The organism is Streptomyces sp. NPDC041814, assembly GCF_055590565.1.
On sequence record NZ_JBVJAM010000014.1, the window covers coordinates 174,950 to 190,413 of the forward strand.

Consider the following 15,464-nt stretch of genomic DNA (forward strand, 5'->3'; position numbering starts at 1 on the left):
CCGCGTCAACCCCCGGGGGAACCACAATTCAGCATCGGCGCGGACTTGTTGTGGACGAGACTGTTAGCGCTCACTATGTAGCCATCGGCCGATGGGGAGCGGCCTCGGCGGGGGCGGTGGCAGCCCGTTCTCCGGGGGGTCCGTACCTTGGCCGGGGCGTAGATTGAACGTTCAATGCGGATCACCCGCGGCCGGCGGAGCGCCGGGGCAGGGCGGTCGCCCTCAGGAGGAGATGGGTGTGGAGGACGCCACGGTGACGAGTCCGGTGGTCCGGGAACCGGCGATGACCGACGTCGCACGGCTCGCGGGCGTGTCGCATCAGACGGTGTCCCGGGTGCTCAACAGCCACCCCAACGTCCGCGAGCAGACCCGGCTGAGGGTGCTCGCGGCGGTGAAGGAGCTCGGCTACCGGCCCAACCGCGCGGCGCGCGCCCTCGTGACCGGGCGGTCGCAGCTGATCGGCGTGATCGCCCAGAACTCCACGCTGTACGGGCCCTCCTCGCTCCTGGCCGCGTTCGAGATCGCCGCCGCCCGCCAGGGATTCGCGGTGAGCGTGCACCGGGTGTCCGAGCTGGGGCCGTCCTCGATCACCGCCGCCGTCGAGCGCCACCGCGACGAGCGCGTGGCCGGGATCGTGGTCATAGCGCCCACCGCGTCGGCCGACGCCGCCCTGGCCGGGGTGCCCGCCGAGGTTCCCCTGGTCACCATCGACGGCGACCCCGAGCGCGGCGCGCCGATGGTGGCCGTCGACCAGGAACAGGGCGCGTACGAGGCCACGAAGCACCTGCTGGAGGCGGGCCACGAGACGGTGTGGCACATCTCGGGCCCGCCGGACTGGTTCGACGCGGCGGGCCGCATCCGCGGCTGGCGCCGGGCGCTCCAGGAGGCCGGGGCGGAGGTGCCTCCGGTCAGCACGGGCGACTGGTCCGCCGCCTCCGGGTACCGGACGGGGCAGATGCTGGCCCGGATGCCCGAGGTCACCGCGGTCTTCGCGGCCAACGACCACCAAGCCCTCGGCGCCCTGCGCGCCATGACCGAGCGGGGGCGTTCGGTCCCGGACCAGGTGAGCATCATCGGGTTCGACGACGTGCCCGAGTCGGCGTTCTACTCGCCGCCGCTGACCACCGTGCGCCAGGATTTCGGCGCGGTCGCCGCCACGACGCTCGACCTCCTGCTCGGCCTGATCAACGGTGCCGAGACGCAGGCCGAGCAGCCCGTCATCACCCCGGAGCTCGTCCGCCGGGAGAGCGTGCGCCCGCCCGCCGGCCGCTGAGCGGGGCGGGCGGGCAGCGGTCGTTCACGCGGCTCCGGGGTTGCCGTAGTAGGCGTCCGGGCCGTGCTTGCGGGTGAAATGGCGGTCCAGCAGGTGTCGCGGCGGCTCCACCGCGCCCAGGGCGATGGTGTGCAGGGCCATCTCCGCGACCGCCTCGCAGATGATGGCGTGCTCCAGGGACTTGGTGGCGTCGGCGCCCCAGGTGAACGGCCCGTGGTGGGCCACCAGGGCGCCGGGCACCTCCGCCGCCCGCGTGTCGTCGCGTTCCAGGAGGTCCACGATGACCTGCCCGGTGTTGTACTCGTAGTCCTTGGCGCACTGCTCGGGCGTCAGCGCGGCGGTGACCGGGACGGGCCCGTTGAAGGTGTCGGCGTGGGTGGTGCCGAGTACCGGTATCGCGCGCCTGGCCTGGGCGAAGGCGACCGCGTGGGTGGAGTGGGTGTGAGTCACCCCGCCGATCGAGGGGAAGGCCAGATAGAGGCTGCGGTGCGTCTCCGTATCGGTGGACGGGCGCAGCCGGCCCTCCACGACGCTTCCGTCGGCCAGGGAGACGACGACGAGGTCGTCGGCGTCCAGCGCGTCGTAGGAGACCCCGGACGGCTTGATGACGAAGACGCCGGCCTCCCGGTCGACTCCGCTCACGTTGCCCCAGGTGAGGGTGGCGAGCCCGGCCCGCGGGATGCGGAGGTTGGCTTCGAGCACTTCTCGGCGCAGCTCGTTCGATACGGTCCCGGCCACGGAGGGCTCCGTCCTGGTGGAGGTGTCGGCGGCGGTCACAGGCTCTGGGCCAGCCGGTGGTACGCCTGGTTCCAGCGCAGTTCGCGGGTGAAGCTCCGGATGGTGGTGTTCCGGTCGATGACGGCGAGTTCGGTGCGCAGCATCTCGGCGAGGTCTTCCAGCTCCTCGCCGCCGAGGGCGGTGGTGAGGACGGTGTGGTGCGGTGCTCCGGCCGTCAGCCACGCCTCGGTGGAGGTACGCAGGTCGGGGCTGGGCCGCCACACGGCGCGGGCGACCGGCAGTGCGGGCAGCGGCTCGGGCGGGGTGACGACGTCGATGTGGTTGGCGACGAGCCGGAAGCGGTCGCCCATGTCCGCGAGCCCGACGACCACGGCGGGGCCCGGGTCCGCGTCGAAGACCAGCCGGACCGGGTCCTCCCGGCCGCCGATGGAGAGCGGGTGGATCTCGCAGCCGGGGGTCGCCGTGGTGAGCGAGGGGCAGACCTCCAGCATGTGGGCGCCGAGGATGAGCTCCTGGCCGGGCGTGAGGTCGTAGGTGTAGTCCTCCATGAACGACGTGCCGCCGGGCAGTCCGTGGGCCATGGCCTTGAGGGTGCGCAGCAGGACGGAGGTCTTCCAGTCGCCCTCGCCGCCGAAGCCGTAGCCGTCGGCCATCAGGCGCTGGACGGCGAGCCCGGGCAGCTGGCGCAGGCCGCCGAGGTCCTCGAAGTTGGTGGTGAAGGCGCGGAAGCCGCCCTCGGTGAGGAAGGCGCGCAGCCCGGCCTCGATGCGGGCGGCGTAGCGCAGGGAGTCGTGGCGCTCGCCGCCCGGCCGCAGCTCGGGGGCGAGCGCGTAGCGGTCCTGGTACTCCTTGACGAGTGCGCTGACGGTGTCCTCGTCGGCGGCGTCGACGGCGGTGACCAGGTCGTTGACGCCGTAGGTGTTGACCGAGACGCCGAACCGCAGCTGGGCCTCGACCTTGTCGCCCTCGGTGACGGCGACGTCCCGCATGTTGTCGCCGAAACGGGCGAGTTTGAGCCCGGCGAGTTCGGCGCGGCCCACGGCGGCACGCGCCCAGCCCGCGATGCGGTCGACCACTTCGGGGGTGGTGACGTGGCCGGCGACGGTCTTGCGGGGGACGCCGAGGCGGGTCTGCACGAAGCCGAACTCACGGTCGCCGTGGGCGGCCTGGTTCAGGTTCATGAAGTCCATGTCGATGGTGGACCAGGGCAGTTGGCGGTTGGCCTGGGTGTGCAGGTGGAGCAGCGGTTTGCGCAGGGCGTCGAGTCCGGCGATCCACATCTTGGCCGGGGAGAAGGTGTGCATCCAGGCGATGAGGCCGATGCACCGGTCGTCGGCGTTCGCGTCGAGACAGACCCTGCGGATGGCTGCCGCGTCGGTGAGGACCGGCTTCCAGACCACGCGCACCGTCATCTGCGGCTGGTCCGCGAGGGTGTCGCGGATGGCCCGTGACTGTTCGGCGACCTGGGCCAGGGTCTCGTCGCCGTAGAGGGCCTGGCTGCCGGTGAGAAACCAGATCTCACGGTCGGGCTGGGCGAGCGTCATGTCGGGTGTGCTCCTCGGTTGTGCTGGGAAAGGTCCGGGCCTGCGGGGTGTCGTGCCGGTCAGCCCGTGGTGGCGGTGCGCGCCGCGTTGCGGATCCGGCGCAGGCGGTGCAGGAGGAGGTCGGCGCCGGTGCCGAAGTGGTCGTGCAGGGCGCGGTATTCGGCGAACAGCGCGTCGTAGGCGTCGGCCCGCGCCGGGTCCGGGGTGTACGCGTGCCGCTGGACGCTCCCCATCGCGGCGGCGGCGGCCCGGACGTCCGGGTGGGCGCCGGCGGCGACGGCGGCGTGGATGGCGGAGCCGAGGGCGGGCCCCTGCTCGGAGGTGCCGAGGGAGACGGGGCGGCGCAGGACGTCGGCGTAGATCTGCATCAGGAGGGCGTTCTTCTTCAGGCCGCCCGTGACGATGAACTCCTCGACGGGGATCCCGCCGGCCTCGAACGCCTCGACGATCACCCGGGTGCCGTACGCGGTGGATTCGAGGAGGGCGAGGTAGACGTCCTCGGGGCGGGTGTCGAGGGTGAGGCCCGCGACGACGCCGGAGAGGTGGTGGTCGACCAGGGTGGAGCGGTTGCCGTTCATCCAGTCGAGGGCGACCAGGCCGTGCGCCCCGACCGGCTGCCCCGCGGCCTTGCGGGTCAGGAGCTGGTGCAGGTCCTCGCCGGCGTCCCTGGCCTCGGTGCGGTAGTCGTCCGGTACGCCCTGCCGGAGCCACCAGGCGAAGATGTCGCCGACCGCGCTCTGCCCGGCCTCGTAGCCGTAGGCGCCGTCCACGATGCCGCCCTCGACCACCCCGCAGATGCCGGGGACGTCGGCGAGGGTGGCGCCGTTGAGTACGTGGCAGGTGGAGGTGCCCATGATGGCGAGCAGCCGCCCGTTCTCGACGGCTCCGGCGGCGGGGGCCGCCACATGCGCGTCGACGTTGCCCGCGGCCACGGCGATGCCCTCGGGCAGCCCGGTCCACCCCGCGGCGCGGCCGCTCAGGCCACCGACCCGGGAGCCGAGGGCCGACAGCGGGTGCGCCAGGCGGGTGGCGGGGAAGTCCGCGAAATCCGGGTGGAGTCGACCGAGATAGTCCGGCGACGGGTAGGCCCCGTCCTGGTGGATGCCCTTGTAGCCGGCGGTGCAGGTGTTGCGCGATTCGGCGCCGGTGAGCTGCCAGACGATCCAGTCGGCCGCCTCGATCCAGCGGGCGCAGGCGGCGTAGACCCCGGGGTCCTCCTCCAGCACCTGGAGAGCCTTGGCGAACTGCCACTCGGAGGAGATCCGGCCCCCGTACCGGCTGATCCACTTCTCGCCGCGGTCGTGCGCCAGGGCGTTGATGCGGTCCGCCTGCTCCTGCGCGGCATGGTGCTTCCAGAGCTTCGGCCAGGCGTGCGGGCGGTCGGACCATTCGGGGAGCAGGGCGAGCGGGATGCCCTCCGCGGTGGCCGGCAGGACCGTGCAGGCGGTGAAGTCGGTGGCGATGCCGATGACGCGGGCCGGGTCGACCCCGGCGGCCCGGACCGCGGCCGGGACGGCGGTGCGCAGCACGTCGCGCCAGTCCTCGGGGTGCTGCAACGCCCAGTCGGGGGGCAGCGGTACGCCGGTGAGCGGGAGGCGGTCCTCGATGACGGCGTGGCGGTAGTCGTGGACCGCCGAGCCGAGTTCGGCGCCGTCGCGGACCCTGACCACCACGGCGCGCCCGGAAAGGGTGCCGAAGTCCACACCGACCGTGCAGGCGTCGGGATGGTGCCGTTCGGCGGGGCCGGAAGAGGCGTGTGGCGTCACGATGCGGTCTCTCTCGTCTGGGGTGGGCGGGGCGCCAACGGCCCCCGTTGATTGTTAGCGCTCACAAACATTCGAGGCAAGGGTTGCGTGCACATTTGTCGTTCCCGGCCGACCCGGCGGCAACACCCACGAACGCGCGTACCGCGTTCAACTGGTCGAACCTGCGGGATGCGCCACATTTTTCTCCCTTTCCTCCGGTTACGGCCGCGCATCGGCACAAGAAATGACGTCGGGGCCCCTTGCACCCCCCGTATGCGAGCGCTAACAATCGAGCACCACCAAGGCCGCCGCCACTACGGGATTGTCAGGTAATGCCCATGAAGAACTTCCGAGCCGCGTCCGCCCTCGTGGCGGTGACCACCGGCTGCGCCCTGCTCCTCACCGCCTGCGGACAGAACAGCGAGGGGGGCAGTCAGGAGGAGAAGGACAAGAAGGACCTCACCATCGGCATCGCCATGCCCACCAAGTCCTCCGAGAGGTGGATCGCCGACGGCAAGAACATGACCGCGAGCCTGAAGAAGGCCGGATTCGCGACCACGCTCCAGTACGGCGAGGACGACCCCGACCAGCAGGTCGCCCAGATCGAGAACATGATCACGCAGGGCGTCGACGCGCTGGTCATCGCCGCCATCAACGGCGAGGCCCTGTCCAACGTCCTCCAGCAGGCCGCGGACGCCGACATCCCCGTGATCTCGTACGACCGGCTCATCCTGGGCTCCCCGCACGTCGACTACTACGCCTCCTTCGACAACGAGAAGGTCGGCGAGCTCCAGGGCACGTACATCGTCGACAAGCTGGGGCTGAAGAGCGGTGCGAAGAAGGGCCCGTTCAACATCGAGCTGTTCGCCGGGTCCAACGACGACAACAACACCAAGTACTTCTTCAACGGCGCCATGAAGGTGCTGAAGCCCTACTTCGACAAGAAGCAGCTGGTCGTACGCTCCAAGCAGACCCGGCTCAACCAGGTCACCACGCTGCGCTGGGACGGCGGCACCGCGCAGAAGCGCATGGACGACCTGCTGACCTCCGCGTACTCGACCGCCCACGTCGACGCGGTGCTCTCCCCGTACGACGGCATCTCGATCGGCATCCTGTCCGCCCTGAAGTCCGACGACTACGGGAGCAAGGCCAAGCCGCTCCCGGTCGTCACCGGCCAGGACGCGGAGGTCGCCTCGGTGAAGTCGATCATCGCGGGCCAGCAGACCCAGACCGTCTACAAGGACACCCGCGCCCTGGCCCAGGTCGCGGCGGACATGGTGACCGCGGTCCTCGACGGCAAGAAGCCCGAGGTCAACGACGAATCGACCTACAACAACGGCAAGAAGGTCGTGCCCGCCTTCCTGCTCGACCCGGTCAGCGTCGACAAGGCGAACTACCGCAAGGTCCTGGTCGACTCCGGCTACATCGACGCCAAGGAGCTCGGGTGACCGCCGCGCCCGAATCCCCCGCCGCGCCCGGCCCGGTCCTCGAAATGCGCTCCATCGTCAAGACGTTCCCCGGCGTCAGGGCCCTCTCCGAGGTGACCCTGTCCGTGCGGCGCGGCGAGGTGCACGCCCTGTGCGGGGAGAACGGGGCCGGCAAGTCGACGCTCATGAAGGTGCTCTCCGGCGTCCACCCGCACGGCTCCTACGAGGGCGAGATCCTCTTCGACGGCGAACCGTGCCGCTTCAAGGACATCCGGGCCAGCGAGCAGCGCGGGATCGTCATCATCCACCAGGAACTCGCGCTCGTCCCCCATCTGTCGATCGCCGAGAACGTCTTCCTGGGCAACGAGCCGGCCCGGCGCGGGATCATCGACTGGCGCGAGTCGCTGCGCCGGGCGTCCGCGCTGCTCAAGCGGGTCAGTCTGGACGATCACCCGGAGACCAGGGTCGCCGACATCGGTGTCGGCAAGCAGCAGTTGGTGGAGATCGCGAAGGCGCTGGCGAAGGACGTCCGGCTGCTGATCCTGGACGAGCCGACGGCCGCGCTCAACGACGAGGACAGCGCGAAGCTGCTGCGGCTGATGCGGGAGCTGAAGGACCAGGGCATCACCTCGATCATCATCTCGCACAAGCTGAACGAGATCGCCCGGATCGCCGACTCCGTCACCATCCTGCGCGACGGGCGGTCCATCGAGACCCTGGACGTCAACGACCCGGCCACCACCGAGGAACGCATCATCCGCGGCATGGTGGGCCGGGACCTCGACAGCCGATTCCCCGACCGCACCCCGTACACCGGCGAGAGCGACGCCCGGCCCGCCCTGGAGGTCAGGGACTGGACGGTGCGCCATCCGCTCGACCGCACCCGCAAGGTGGTCGACGGGGTCTCGCTCCAGGTCCGGCGCGGCGAGATCGTGGGCATCGCCGGGCTCATGGGCGCCGGCCGGACCGAGCTCGCGATGAGCGTCTTCGGACGCTCGTACGGGCGTTACGAGCGGGGCTCCGTGCTCAGGGACGGCCGCGAGGTGCGCACCCGTACGGTGCCCGAGGCCGTCGCCCACGGCATCGCGTACGTCACCGAGGACCGCAAGCACTACGGTCTCGACCTCGGGGACTCGGTGGGCCGCAACATCTCGCTCGCCTCGCTGGGCTCCCTCGCCCGGCGCGGCGTGGTGGACGGCCACGAGGAACGCAAGGTGGCCGAGCGGTACCGGCGCACCATGAACATCAAGACGCCGAACGTCCTCGAACCGGTCGGCCGGCTCTCCGGCGGCAACCAGCAGAAGGTCGTCCTCAGCAAGTGGATCCTCACGGGTCCGGACGTGCTCGTGCTGGACGAGCCCACCCGCGGTGTGGACGTGGGCGCCAAGTTCGAGATCTACACCGTGATCGACCGGCTCGCCGCCGAGGGCAAGGCGATCCTCTTCATCTCCTCCGAGCTGCCCGAACTGCTCGGCATGTGCGACCGCGTGTACACCATGGCCGCCGGCCGGCTGACCGGCGAGGTCGCGCGCGAGGACGCCACCCAGGAAGTGCTGATGCGGCACATGACCCAGGACACCCCCGTACCACCGGTGGCCGTCGCCGGCACCACCCCCACCGAAGGACAGCAGGCATGAGCACCGACGTCAGCACCCCCACGAAGGCCGACCCGCCCTCGGGCGGGGGCGGGGCACCACCGGCGGGAGTCCCGGTCGTCCGGGTGCTCCTGGACGGTGTACGGCGGAACATGCGCCAGTACGGCATGCTGTTCGCGCTCGGTCTGATCGTGCTCCTGTTCCAGGTCTGGACGGGGGGCGACCTGCTGCTGCCGCGCAACGTCTCCAACCTGGTGCTCCAGAACAGCTACATCCTGATCCTGGCCATCGGCATGATGATCGTCATCATCTCGGGGCACATCGACCTGTCGGTGGGCTCCCTGATGGCACTGGTCGGTGGCGTCGGAGCGGTGCTCATGGTCGAGCACCATGTCGCGTGGCCGGTCGCCGTGGTCCTCACCCTGCTCCTCGGGGCCGTGGCGGGAGCGCTCCAGGGCTTCTTCATCGCCTACGTCGGCATCCCCTCGTTCATCGTGACGCTCGCCGGCATGCTGCTGTTCCGGGGACTGACGGAGATCTTCCTCAAGGGCCAGACGCTCGGCCCGTTCCCGGAGGGCATGCAGCGCGTCGCCAACGGCTTCCTGCCCGAGGCGGGCCCGGAGACCAACTACCACAACATCACTCTGCTGCTGGGCCTCGGACTGGCCGGATACGTGGTGTTCCAGGAGCTGCGGGACCGCCGGCGGCAGCGCGAGTTCACGTTGGAGACCCTGCCGACGAGCCTGTTCGCGCTGAAGGTGACGGCACTGGTCGCCGCCGTGCTGGTCACGACGCTGCTGCTGGCGAGCTACAAGGGCGCGCCGGTGGTGCTGCTGATCCTGGCCGCGCTGCTGGTCGGCTTCGGTTACGTCATGCGGAACGCGGTCATCGGCCGCCATGTGTACGCGATCGGCGGCAACCTGCCCGCGGCGAAGCTGTCCGGGGTCAAGGACCGCAAGGTGACCTTCGCGGTCTTCCTCAACATGGGGATGCTCGCGGCGCTGGCCGGTCTCGTCTTCGCCGCGCGCTTCAACGCGGCCTCGCCGAAGGCCGGGGTCAACTTCGAACTGGAGGCCATCGCCGCCGCGTTCATCGGCGGGGCGTCGATGAGCGGCGGTGTGGGCACCGTCCTGGGGGCCATCATCGGGGGCCTGGTCCTCGGTGTGCTCAACAACGGGATGAACCTGGTCGGGGTCGGCACCGACTGGCAGCAGGTCATCAAGGGCCTGGTGCTGCTCGCGGCGGTCGGTTTCGACGTGTGGAACAAGCGGAGGGCGGGCGCCTGACCCGCCGGGAACGGCTGGTGCCACCGGTCCGGCGGCACCAGCCGTTCCCGGAACTCCATTGCGCGGATGATCAAGCTCTGCTGAGATCACCGGATGCTCGGTCTCATACTCCGCGTTCTGCCCTTCTGGGTACGCGAACCCCTGCTCATACTGGCCGGGTCCCTCTTCGGGGCGGGCATCACGATCCGCGCCGTGTACGAGTCCCAGTGGCTCATGGCGGGTCTCGGCGTGGCCCTCCTCGCCGTCACCGCGTTCCGCGTCCGTACGGTGCGCCATGCCTGGCGGGCACGCCGGAACGCGGCGGCGGCCGCCCCGGCGCCGCGGACCGGGCCGCCGGCCGGTCCCGGGCCGGCCACTGCTCCCGCGCTTGCTCCGGCCCCCGCCCCGGCGGCGCCGCAGAAGAAGGAGCCCAACGCCGCGGCGCAGGTCTTCGTGGCCGTGGCCCTGGTCGGGGCCCTCGTGGGCGCGGTATGGCTGGCTCCCCGCGTCACGGGGGACGCCACCGCCACCGCCCGGAAGCCCGCCACCTGCTCGGACCACGCCGCCGGGAAGAAGCTGCCGAAGGCGTACGCCCGGACGCCGGGCGCGGTCACCGGCGACGACCTGTGCAAGGCGCTCAACCGCTCCGACCTGGCGGACCTCCTCGGCACGCCCGGTGAGACCCCGCTCGTGGCGTACGGCAACAGCGGCACCGCGGCCCTGACCGCCGACAGGATCGCCGAACCGGAGGCCCGGGTCCAGTTCGACACGTACACCGTGGAGTTCTCCGCCACGTACAACCATCTGACGATCGCCCAGTACGCGAAGGTGCTGGCGCCCCAGACGCTGGGGCACAGGACGGACGAGGTCCTCGACCGGCCCGCGGTCTTCACCTCGGACTACCTCATGCAGTTCCGCATCGGGGGCGGGGAATCCAGCGGGCCCGCCACGGAAGGCCCCCTGGCGAGGACGCTGACCGTGGCCCTCGACCGGAAGGACCGGGGCGGCTCCTTCGACTTCACCGTGTGGAGCACGTCCGGGGCCGTCCTGCCCGACGACGACGTCATCCTGGGCATCGTGGCGAAGATCCTCCCGACGCTCCCCGGACAGCCCGGCTGAGCTGTGCGGCACGGGGCTGCTGGGCGGGGGTCACGGCCGGCCCCGGGCACGATCGGCAGGCCGGTGTCCTGGAGGACACGGCGATCGATGCGGGCCGGTCAGGCGGACGCCACCGCTTCGAAGTCGCCCGGCCGCCAGCTGCCGTCGAAGGCCGGTTCGGCGGGCCCGTAGATCCGGAAGTAGGCGAACCAGCCCCGGCCGGGCACGGTCCCCAGCCAGCTTTGCTCCTGGCCGGCGGGCGGGTTCGGGCCGACGTAGAGGTCCACGGTGCCGTCCGAGTCCGGGGCGGGCTTCTCGTACAGGGAGCGCACCGCCGCACGGCCCTGCCGGGTCACCACCTGGGAACGGGTCTCGCTGTCGTAGACGGTCAGGGACCAGAAGAGACCGGCCGGCACCGGGCCCGGGACGCGAAGCCGGTACGTACGGGAACCGTCCAGCCAGGCCCCGTCGGCGTCGCGCGCACCCAGCCAGTAGAGCGAGCCGGAGCCGGCCTTGCGGCGGAACATCGCCGGGGAGGCCACGACGGCCTGGGCGAACCAGCGGTCGCGGGCCTCGGTGTCGAGAAAGTGCTCGTCCTCGAAGTCACCGTTGGTGGGCTGGAGCCCCACCCATTCCCACCGGCGGTCCTCCCACACGGCGCGCTCCGGGCGGCGGCCGTCGAACGTGGTGGCGAGGAGGTGGTCCCGGCCGGTACGGGCCGCCCGGGCCAGGAGCTCGCGCTGCTCGGCGTCCGGGGCGAAGGGCCGCCCCTTGGCGATGCCGAGCTGGGCGAGCAGGCCGTACATCGGGCGGTACTCGTCGCGGGCCGGCTCCGCGTCCACGATCCCGTGCAGCACCTCCCAGTAGGCGAGGTTGTCCTCCCAGGCGCGGGGCGTGAGGTCGATGTCCTGGTCACAGACGTCCACGAAACGGTAGGCGTCGGCCCGCTCGGGGTGGTCCAGCGGGTACACCTTCACCTCGCGCAGGGCCGCGAGGGCCGCCTGGGGGCCGTCGACCGGCAGTCGGCGGAGCACGACGTAGACCTGCCAGGTCGGTGCGTGGGCGACGTGGTGGCCCTCGGGCACCTCGCCCTCCCAGCCAGGCGGGCAGATCAGATGACGTCCGCCCGCACCCGCGTCCGGGCCGGGCAGCCCCATGTCGGCGACCCAGCGGTGGTGGTGGTCGTCCACGAGGGCGACGTACGGGCCCGCCGGTATCTCGACGACCACCGGACCCCACGCGGCGAGGTCCAGCACCGTGCCGCCGTACGGGGTGTCGGAGTTGGGGGTGTAGATGGCGTGGCGCGGGGTCGTGTCGAGGACGATGAACGCCTCGTTGTCCCGGGCTCCGGCCGCTCGCGTGCCGCGCATCAGCGCTTCCATCGACACGTCCGGGTAGAAGAACTTGTACGCGACGAGCGCGGCGGCGAAGTCGCCCTCGGCGTAGGCGCGTCGGGTCGTCTCCGGGTCCGGGAAACCGGCGGGGGTGGCGGGCATGGGGGGCTCCTGTCCTTGAAAAGGTGTGCCGGGGGCTAGCGGGCGGGGGCTTCGAGGTGGGCGAGCGCGCGCTCCGCCGCCTTCGCGCCGCACATGCCGTGGACCCCCGCGCCCGGCGGGGTCGACGCCGAGCAGAGGTACACGCCGGGGACGCCCAGGCTGTACGGGTCGGCGGCGGCCCGGGGGCGCAGCAGGAGCTGGCGGGCGTTGTTGGCGCCGCCCGCGATGTCCCCGCCCACGTAGTTCGGGTTGTAGGAGGCCAGTTGGAGCGCGGTGCGGGAATGCGTGGCGCGGATGCGGTCGCGGAAGCCGGGGGCGAAACGTTCGATCTGGGCGGTCACCGCCTCGGTGGCGTCGCCGGTGTGGCCGTGCGGGATGTGCGCGTAGGCGTACAGCGGGTTCAGCCCGTCCCTGGAGCGTGAGGGGTCCGCGAGGTACTGCTGGCCGACCAGGGTGAACGGCCGGCGGGGCATGGTGCCGCGTGCGGTGGCGGCTTCGGCGGCCGTGATCTCCGCCGCGCCACCGCCGAGGTGGAGGGTGCCGGCCCGGCGGCAGTCCTCGTTGGTCCAGGGCACGTCCCCCTCGATCGCGTAGTCGACCTTGTGGACGGCGGGCCCGTGGCGGTACCGGGTGAGGGCGCGGCGGACCCGGGTGGGCAGCCGGTCGCCGACGATGCGGGCGGCGGCCCCCGGTGCGGTGTCGAGCAGGACGATGTCCGGGGCGGCGCCCAGCAGTTCGGTCACATGGTCCAGGCCGGTGACCGTGACGCCGGTGCGGACGGTGCCGCCCAGAGTGTCCAGCAGCCGGAGCATCGCGGTGGTGATGGCGAAGGTGCCGCCCTCCGCGACGGGCCAGCCGACGGCATGGCCCGCCGCGGCGAGCAGCATCCCGACGGACCCGCTCAGCGGGGTGTCGAGCCGGCCGAAGGCGTGTGCGGCGACGCCCAGGAACAGGGCGCGGGCCGGTTCGTCCCGCCAGTGGCGGGCGGTCCAGGTCGCCGGGGGCAGCACGCCCATGCCGAACCGGGCCAGGGCCAGAGGGTGCCGGGGCAGGTGGGGCACCGGCTGGAACACCTCGTCGGCGATCCGGGGGAAGCGGGCGGTCAGCGGGGCGAAGAGCCGCCGCCACGCCGCTCCGTCGCGGCCGAGGGAGTCCACCGTACGGGCCATGTCGCGGGAGATCACCCCGGCCCGCCCGTCGTCCAGCGGGTGGGCGAGGTCGATCCCGGGCCAGAGCCAGCGCAGGCCGAAGCGCTCAAGACCGAGCGAGGACAGGAAGGGTGAGGCCACACCGGTCGGGTGGATCGCCGCACAGTCGTCGTGCAGCAGCCCGGGCAGGGTCAGCTCCGAGGTGTGGGTGCCGCCGCCGGGCCGTTCGGCACCTTCCAGCACCGTGACGGTCAGCCCGGCCTGGGCGAGGCGGATCGCGGCGGCGAGCCCGTTGGGGCCGCTGCCCACTACAGCCGCTGTGGCCATGGTGCTCAGCCCTCCGTGACCAGGGAGCCGGTGTCCTGCGCGGGCCGCGCCCACTCCACCTGGACCGGGACGGGTCCTGCGGGCTCGGGCAGCCAGGGCTGGCGCTCGATACAGTCCGCGACCTTCCAGGTGCCGCGCTCGATCACGCCGAGAGCGGCGTCGATGACCTGGTAGCGCTGGAAGTCCTGGTGGATGGCCTGGGATTCCACCCAGACGACGGTCAGCTCGCCGGGGGCGAAGTTCAGCCGCTTCTGCAGGGCGTTGACGAGGCGGATGTCGTGCAGGTGGCCGTCGCCGAAGTTCCAGCCGGTGAGCTGGTTGCAGACGAACTCGGCCTCCCGGACGGTGTAGTCGTCGATGTCCGGCAGATGCCGCACGAGGACCGAGAACAGGCCCCGGCCCTGGCTGTGCATCGAGCGCCAGGCCAGCGGCATCTGCATGGCGACGGCGGCGGCGTCCCTCTCGTACGCCATGAGCATGTTCTGCATCTGCTCGACCTGGATGCGGGCGGGCGCCTTCACCTCGTTCAGGCGCTCCTCGCAGCCGGGGGCGAACGCCCAGGTGGCGGACGCCCAGTTGCCGGCGTACTGACGCATCGACGGCAGGAACGAGACGAGGTCCGGGCGGAAGTTGCCGAGCACGGGGAAGAACGCGAGGGCGGCGACGATCACCGGGAGCATCCAGCCCTGTGAGAAGTCCAGGACGCCGTAGCCGTCCTGGGCCGGGTAGCCGACGAAGAGGAAGACAGCGCCGAAGGCGAACAGCACGTTCCACTCCAGTGGAACCGCCAAGGGGAAGGTGGACAGGATGAAGAGGTGGAAGACCACCATCGCGCCCGCCGCGAGCACGGTCACCGTGGTGTTCGGCGAGAAGAGGAGAATCAGCGGCAGCCCCAGCTCGACGGTGGTGCCGAAGATGTGCCCCATGACCCAGGCCAGGCTGGAGGGGCGCAGGTCCCGGGGGAAGTCGCGGTAGTGCAGGCGCCGCAGCCGGACCGACGGGTTGAAGGGCGCGTTGGAGATCATCGGCGGGATGACGTTGGTGAAGTGCTTGCCGAACTTGGAGACGCCGGCGCCCATCCACACGACGACCATGAGCAGCTTCCAGGCGATGACCATGTCGGTGAAGCCGAGCGAGGCCGACAGGATGATCGCGGGCAGGTACTGCTCACCGCGCGAGCCCAGGAATATGAGGCGGTCGCGCAGACCGCACAGCACCAGCAGCACGGCGACGACGCCGTGGACGAGCGGGGACACCAGGCCGCCCGTGCTGTCGGGCACCGCCGCACCGAGACCGCCGTCGGCCTCCCCCGGCAGGACCAGTCCGACGACGAGGCTCGCCAGCAGGGCGCCGTACAACAGCACGTCCCCGACGGTCCGTTCGTCCCCGGCGGTGAAGGGGACCTTGCCCGGCCACGGGGGCAGCCGGATGGTGCCCGGCCGCAGCCAGTAGCCGACCGGGCCGGTCATCGGCTTGAAGTGCCCGGCCAGCGGCCCCCAGGAGCCCGCCAGGCCGAGCGCTTCGAGGAGCACCGTCCACAGGATGAGCTTCTGGTAGACGACGGGCTCGTCCCACCACGAGGTGAAGTCGGCGAACGTGCCGAGGTCCGAGGTGCAGCGGACGACGAGGAGTCCGCCCAGGCAGTAGAGCACGGCCACCTTGAGCACGTAGATGACGGACACGGCGCGCGGTGCGCCGAAGCCGTGCTCGGCCCAGTGGGTGCTGAGGATCCGGATGCGCTCCAGGAAGGGGCGGGCCAGCAGGGCCCTCGGGTCTTCCTGTGGTGGGTCGGGCTTGAGGAATCCCAT

Annotated in this window: 11 protein-coding genes; 5 read left to right on the top strand and 6 right to left on the bottom strand. The window is 71.5% G+C overall.

The features are described from left to right. Positions 1–232: 232 nt before the first annotated feature. A complete protein-coding gene (locus ACZ6C6_RS29845; RefSeq protein WP_469207163.1) occupies positions 233–1,273 on the top strand; it encodes a LacI family DNA-binding transcriptional regulator in 1,041 nt (346 codons plus the stop codon). Positions 1,274–1,297: 24 nt separating this feature from the next. Here ACZ6C6_RS29845 and araD read toward each other — a convergent pair whose 3' ends face one another. Genes araD through araB form a run of 3 tightly spaced genes read right to left on the bottom strand, consistent with a single transcriptional unit; the run spans position 1,298 to position 5,321 of the window. After that, on the bottom strand, positions 1,298–2,011 hold the full coding sequence (araD, locus tag ACZ6C6_RS29850) for an L-ribulose-5-phosphate 4-epimerase AraD (protein ID WP_469207165.1): 714 nt from the start codon (positions 2,009–2,011) through the stop codon (positions 1,298–1,300). Positions 2,012–2,046: 35 nt separating this feature from the next. Beyond that, the gene (gene araA / locus ACZ6C6_RS29855; protein ID WP_469207167.1) at positions 2,047–3,555 is read right to left on the bottom strand and encodes an L-arabinose isomerase; all 1,509 of its coding nucleotides are present in this window, start codon (positions 3,553–3,555) and stop codon (positions 2,047–2,049) included. Between the two features lie 59 nt (positions 3,556–3,614). After that, positions 3,615–5,321, bottom strand: a complete 1,707-nt coding sequence (araB, locus tag ACZ6C6_RS29860) for a ribulokinase (protein WP_469207169.1) — start codon at positions 5,319–5,321, stop codon at positions 3,615–3,617. 317 nt (positions 5,322–5,638) lie between these two features. Here araB and chvE point away from each other — a divergent pair, with 317 nt between their 5' ends. The 4 genes from chvE to ACZ6C6_RS29880 all read left to right on the top strand — a co-directional run bounded on the left by chvE (position 5,639) and on the right by ACZ6C6_RS29880 (position 10,706). Beyond that, complete coding sequence (chvE, locus tag ACZ6C6_RS29865; RefSeq protein ID WP_469207171.1) at positions 5,639–6,748, top strand: multiple monosaccharide ABC transporter substrate-binding protein; 1,110 nt, start codon at positions 5,639–5,641, stop codon at positions 6,746–6,748. 44 nt (positions 6,749–6,792) lie between these two features. Then, positions 6,793–8,364 (top strand): multiple monosaccharide ABC transporter ATP-binding protein, encoded by a 1,572-nt coding sequence (gene mmsA / locus ACZ6C6_RS29870; protein WP_469207267.1) that lies wholly within the window; start codon positions 6,793–6,795, stop codon positions 8,362–8,364. After that, positions 8,361–9,608 carry a multiple monosaccharide ABC transporter permease gene (gene mmsB / locus ACZ6C6_RS29875; RefSeq protein ID WP_469207173.1) on the top strand — a complete coding sequence of 416 codons (1,248 nt, stop codon included), beginning with the start codon at positions 8,361–8,363 and terminating at the stop codon, positions 9,606–9,608. The genes mmsA and mmsB overlap by 4 nt, the downstream gene beginning before the upstream one ends. Before the next feature lie 93 nt (positions 9,609–9,701). After that, positions 9,702–10,706 (top strand): DUF6215 domain-containing protein, encoded by a 1,005-nt coding sequence (locus ACZ6C6_RS29880; RefSeq protein WP_469207175.1) that lies wholly within the window; start codon positions 9,702–9,704, stop codon positions 10,704–10,706. 98 nt (positions 10,707–10,804) lie between these two features. On the opposite strand, the gene ACZ6C6_RS29885 is transcribed toward ACZ6C6_RS29880, so the two are convergent. Genes ACZ6C6_RS29885 through ACZ6C6_RS29895 form a run of 3 tightly spaced genes read right to left on the bottom strand, consistent with a single transcriptional unit; the run spans position 10,805 to position 15,464 of the window. Then, positions 10,805–12,181 carry a DUF1254 domain-containing protein gene (locus ACZ6C6_RS29885; RefSeq protein WP_469207177.1) on the bottom strand — a complete coding sequence of 459 codons (1,377 nt, stop codon included), beginning with the start codon at positions 12,179–12,181 and terminating at the stop codon, positions 10,805–10,807. A 35-nt stretch (positions 12,182–12,216) separates the two neighbouring features. Next, complete coding sequence (locus tag ACZ6C6_RS29890; RefSeq protein WP_469207179.1) at positions 12,217–13,656, bottom strand: phytoene desaturase family protein; 1,440 nt, start codon at positions 13,654–13,656, stop codon at positions 12,217–12,219. Positions 13,657–13,661: 5 nt separating this feature from the next. After that, positions 13,662–15,464 carry a DUF3556 domain-containing protein gene (locus ACZ6C6_RS29895; protein WP_469207181.1) on the bottom strand — a complete coding sequence of 601 codons (1,803 nt, stop codon included), beginning with the start codon at positions 15,462–15,464 and terminating at the stop codon, positions 13,662–13,664.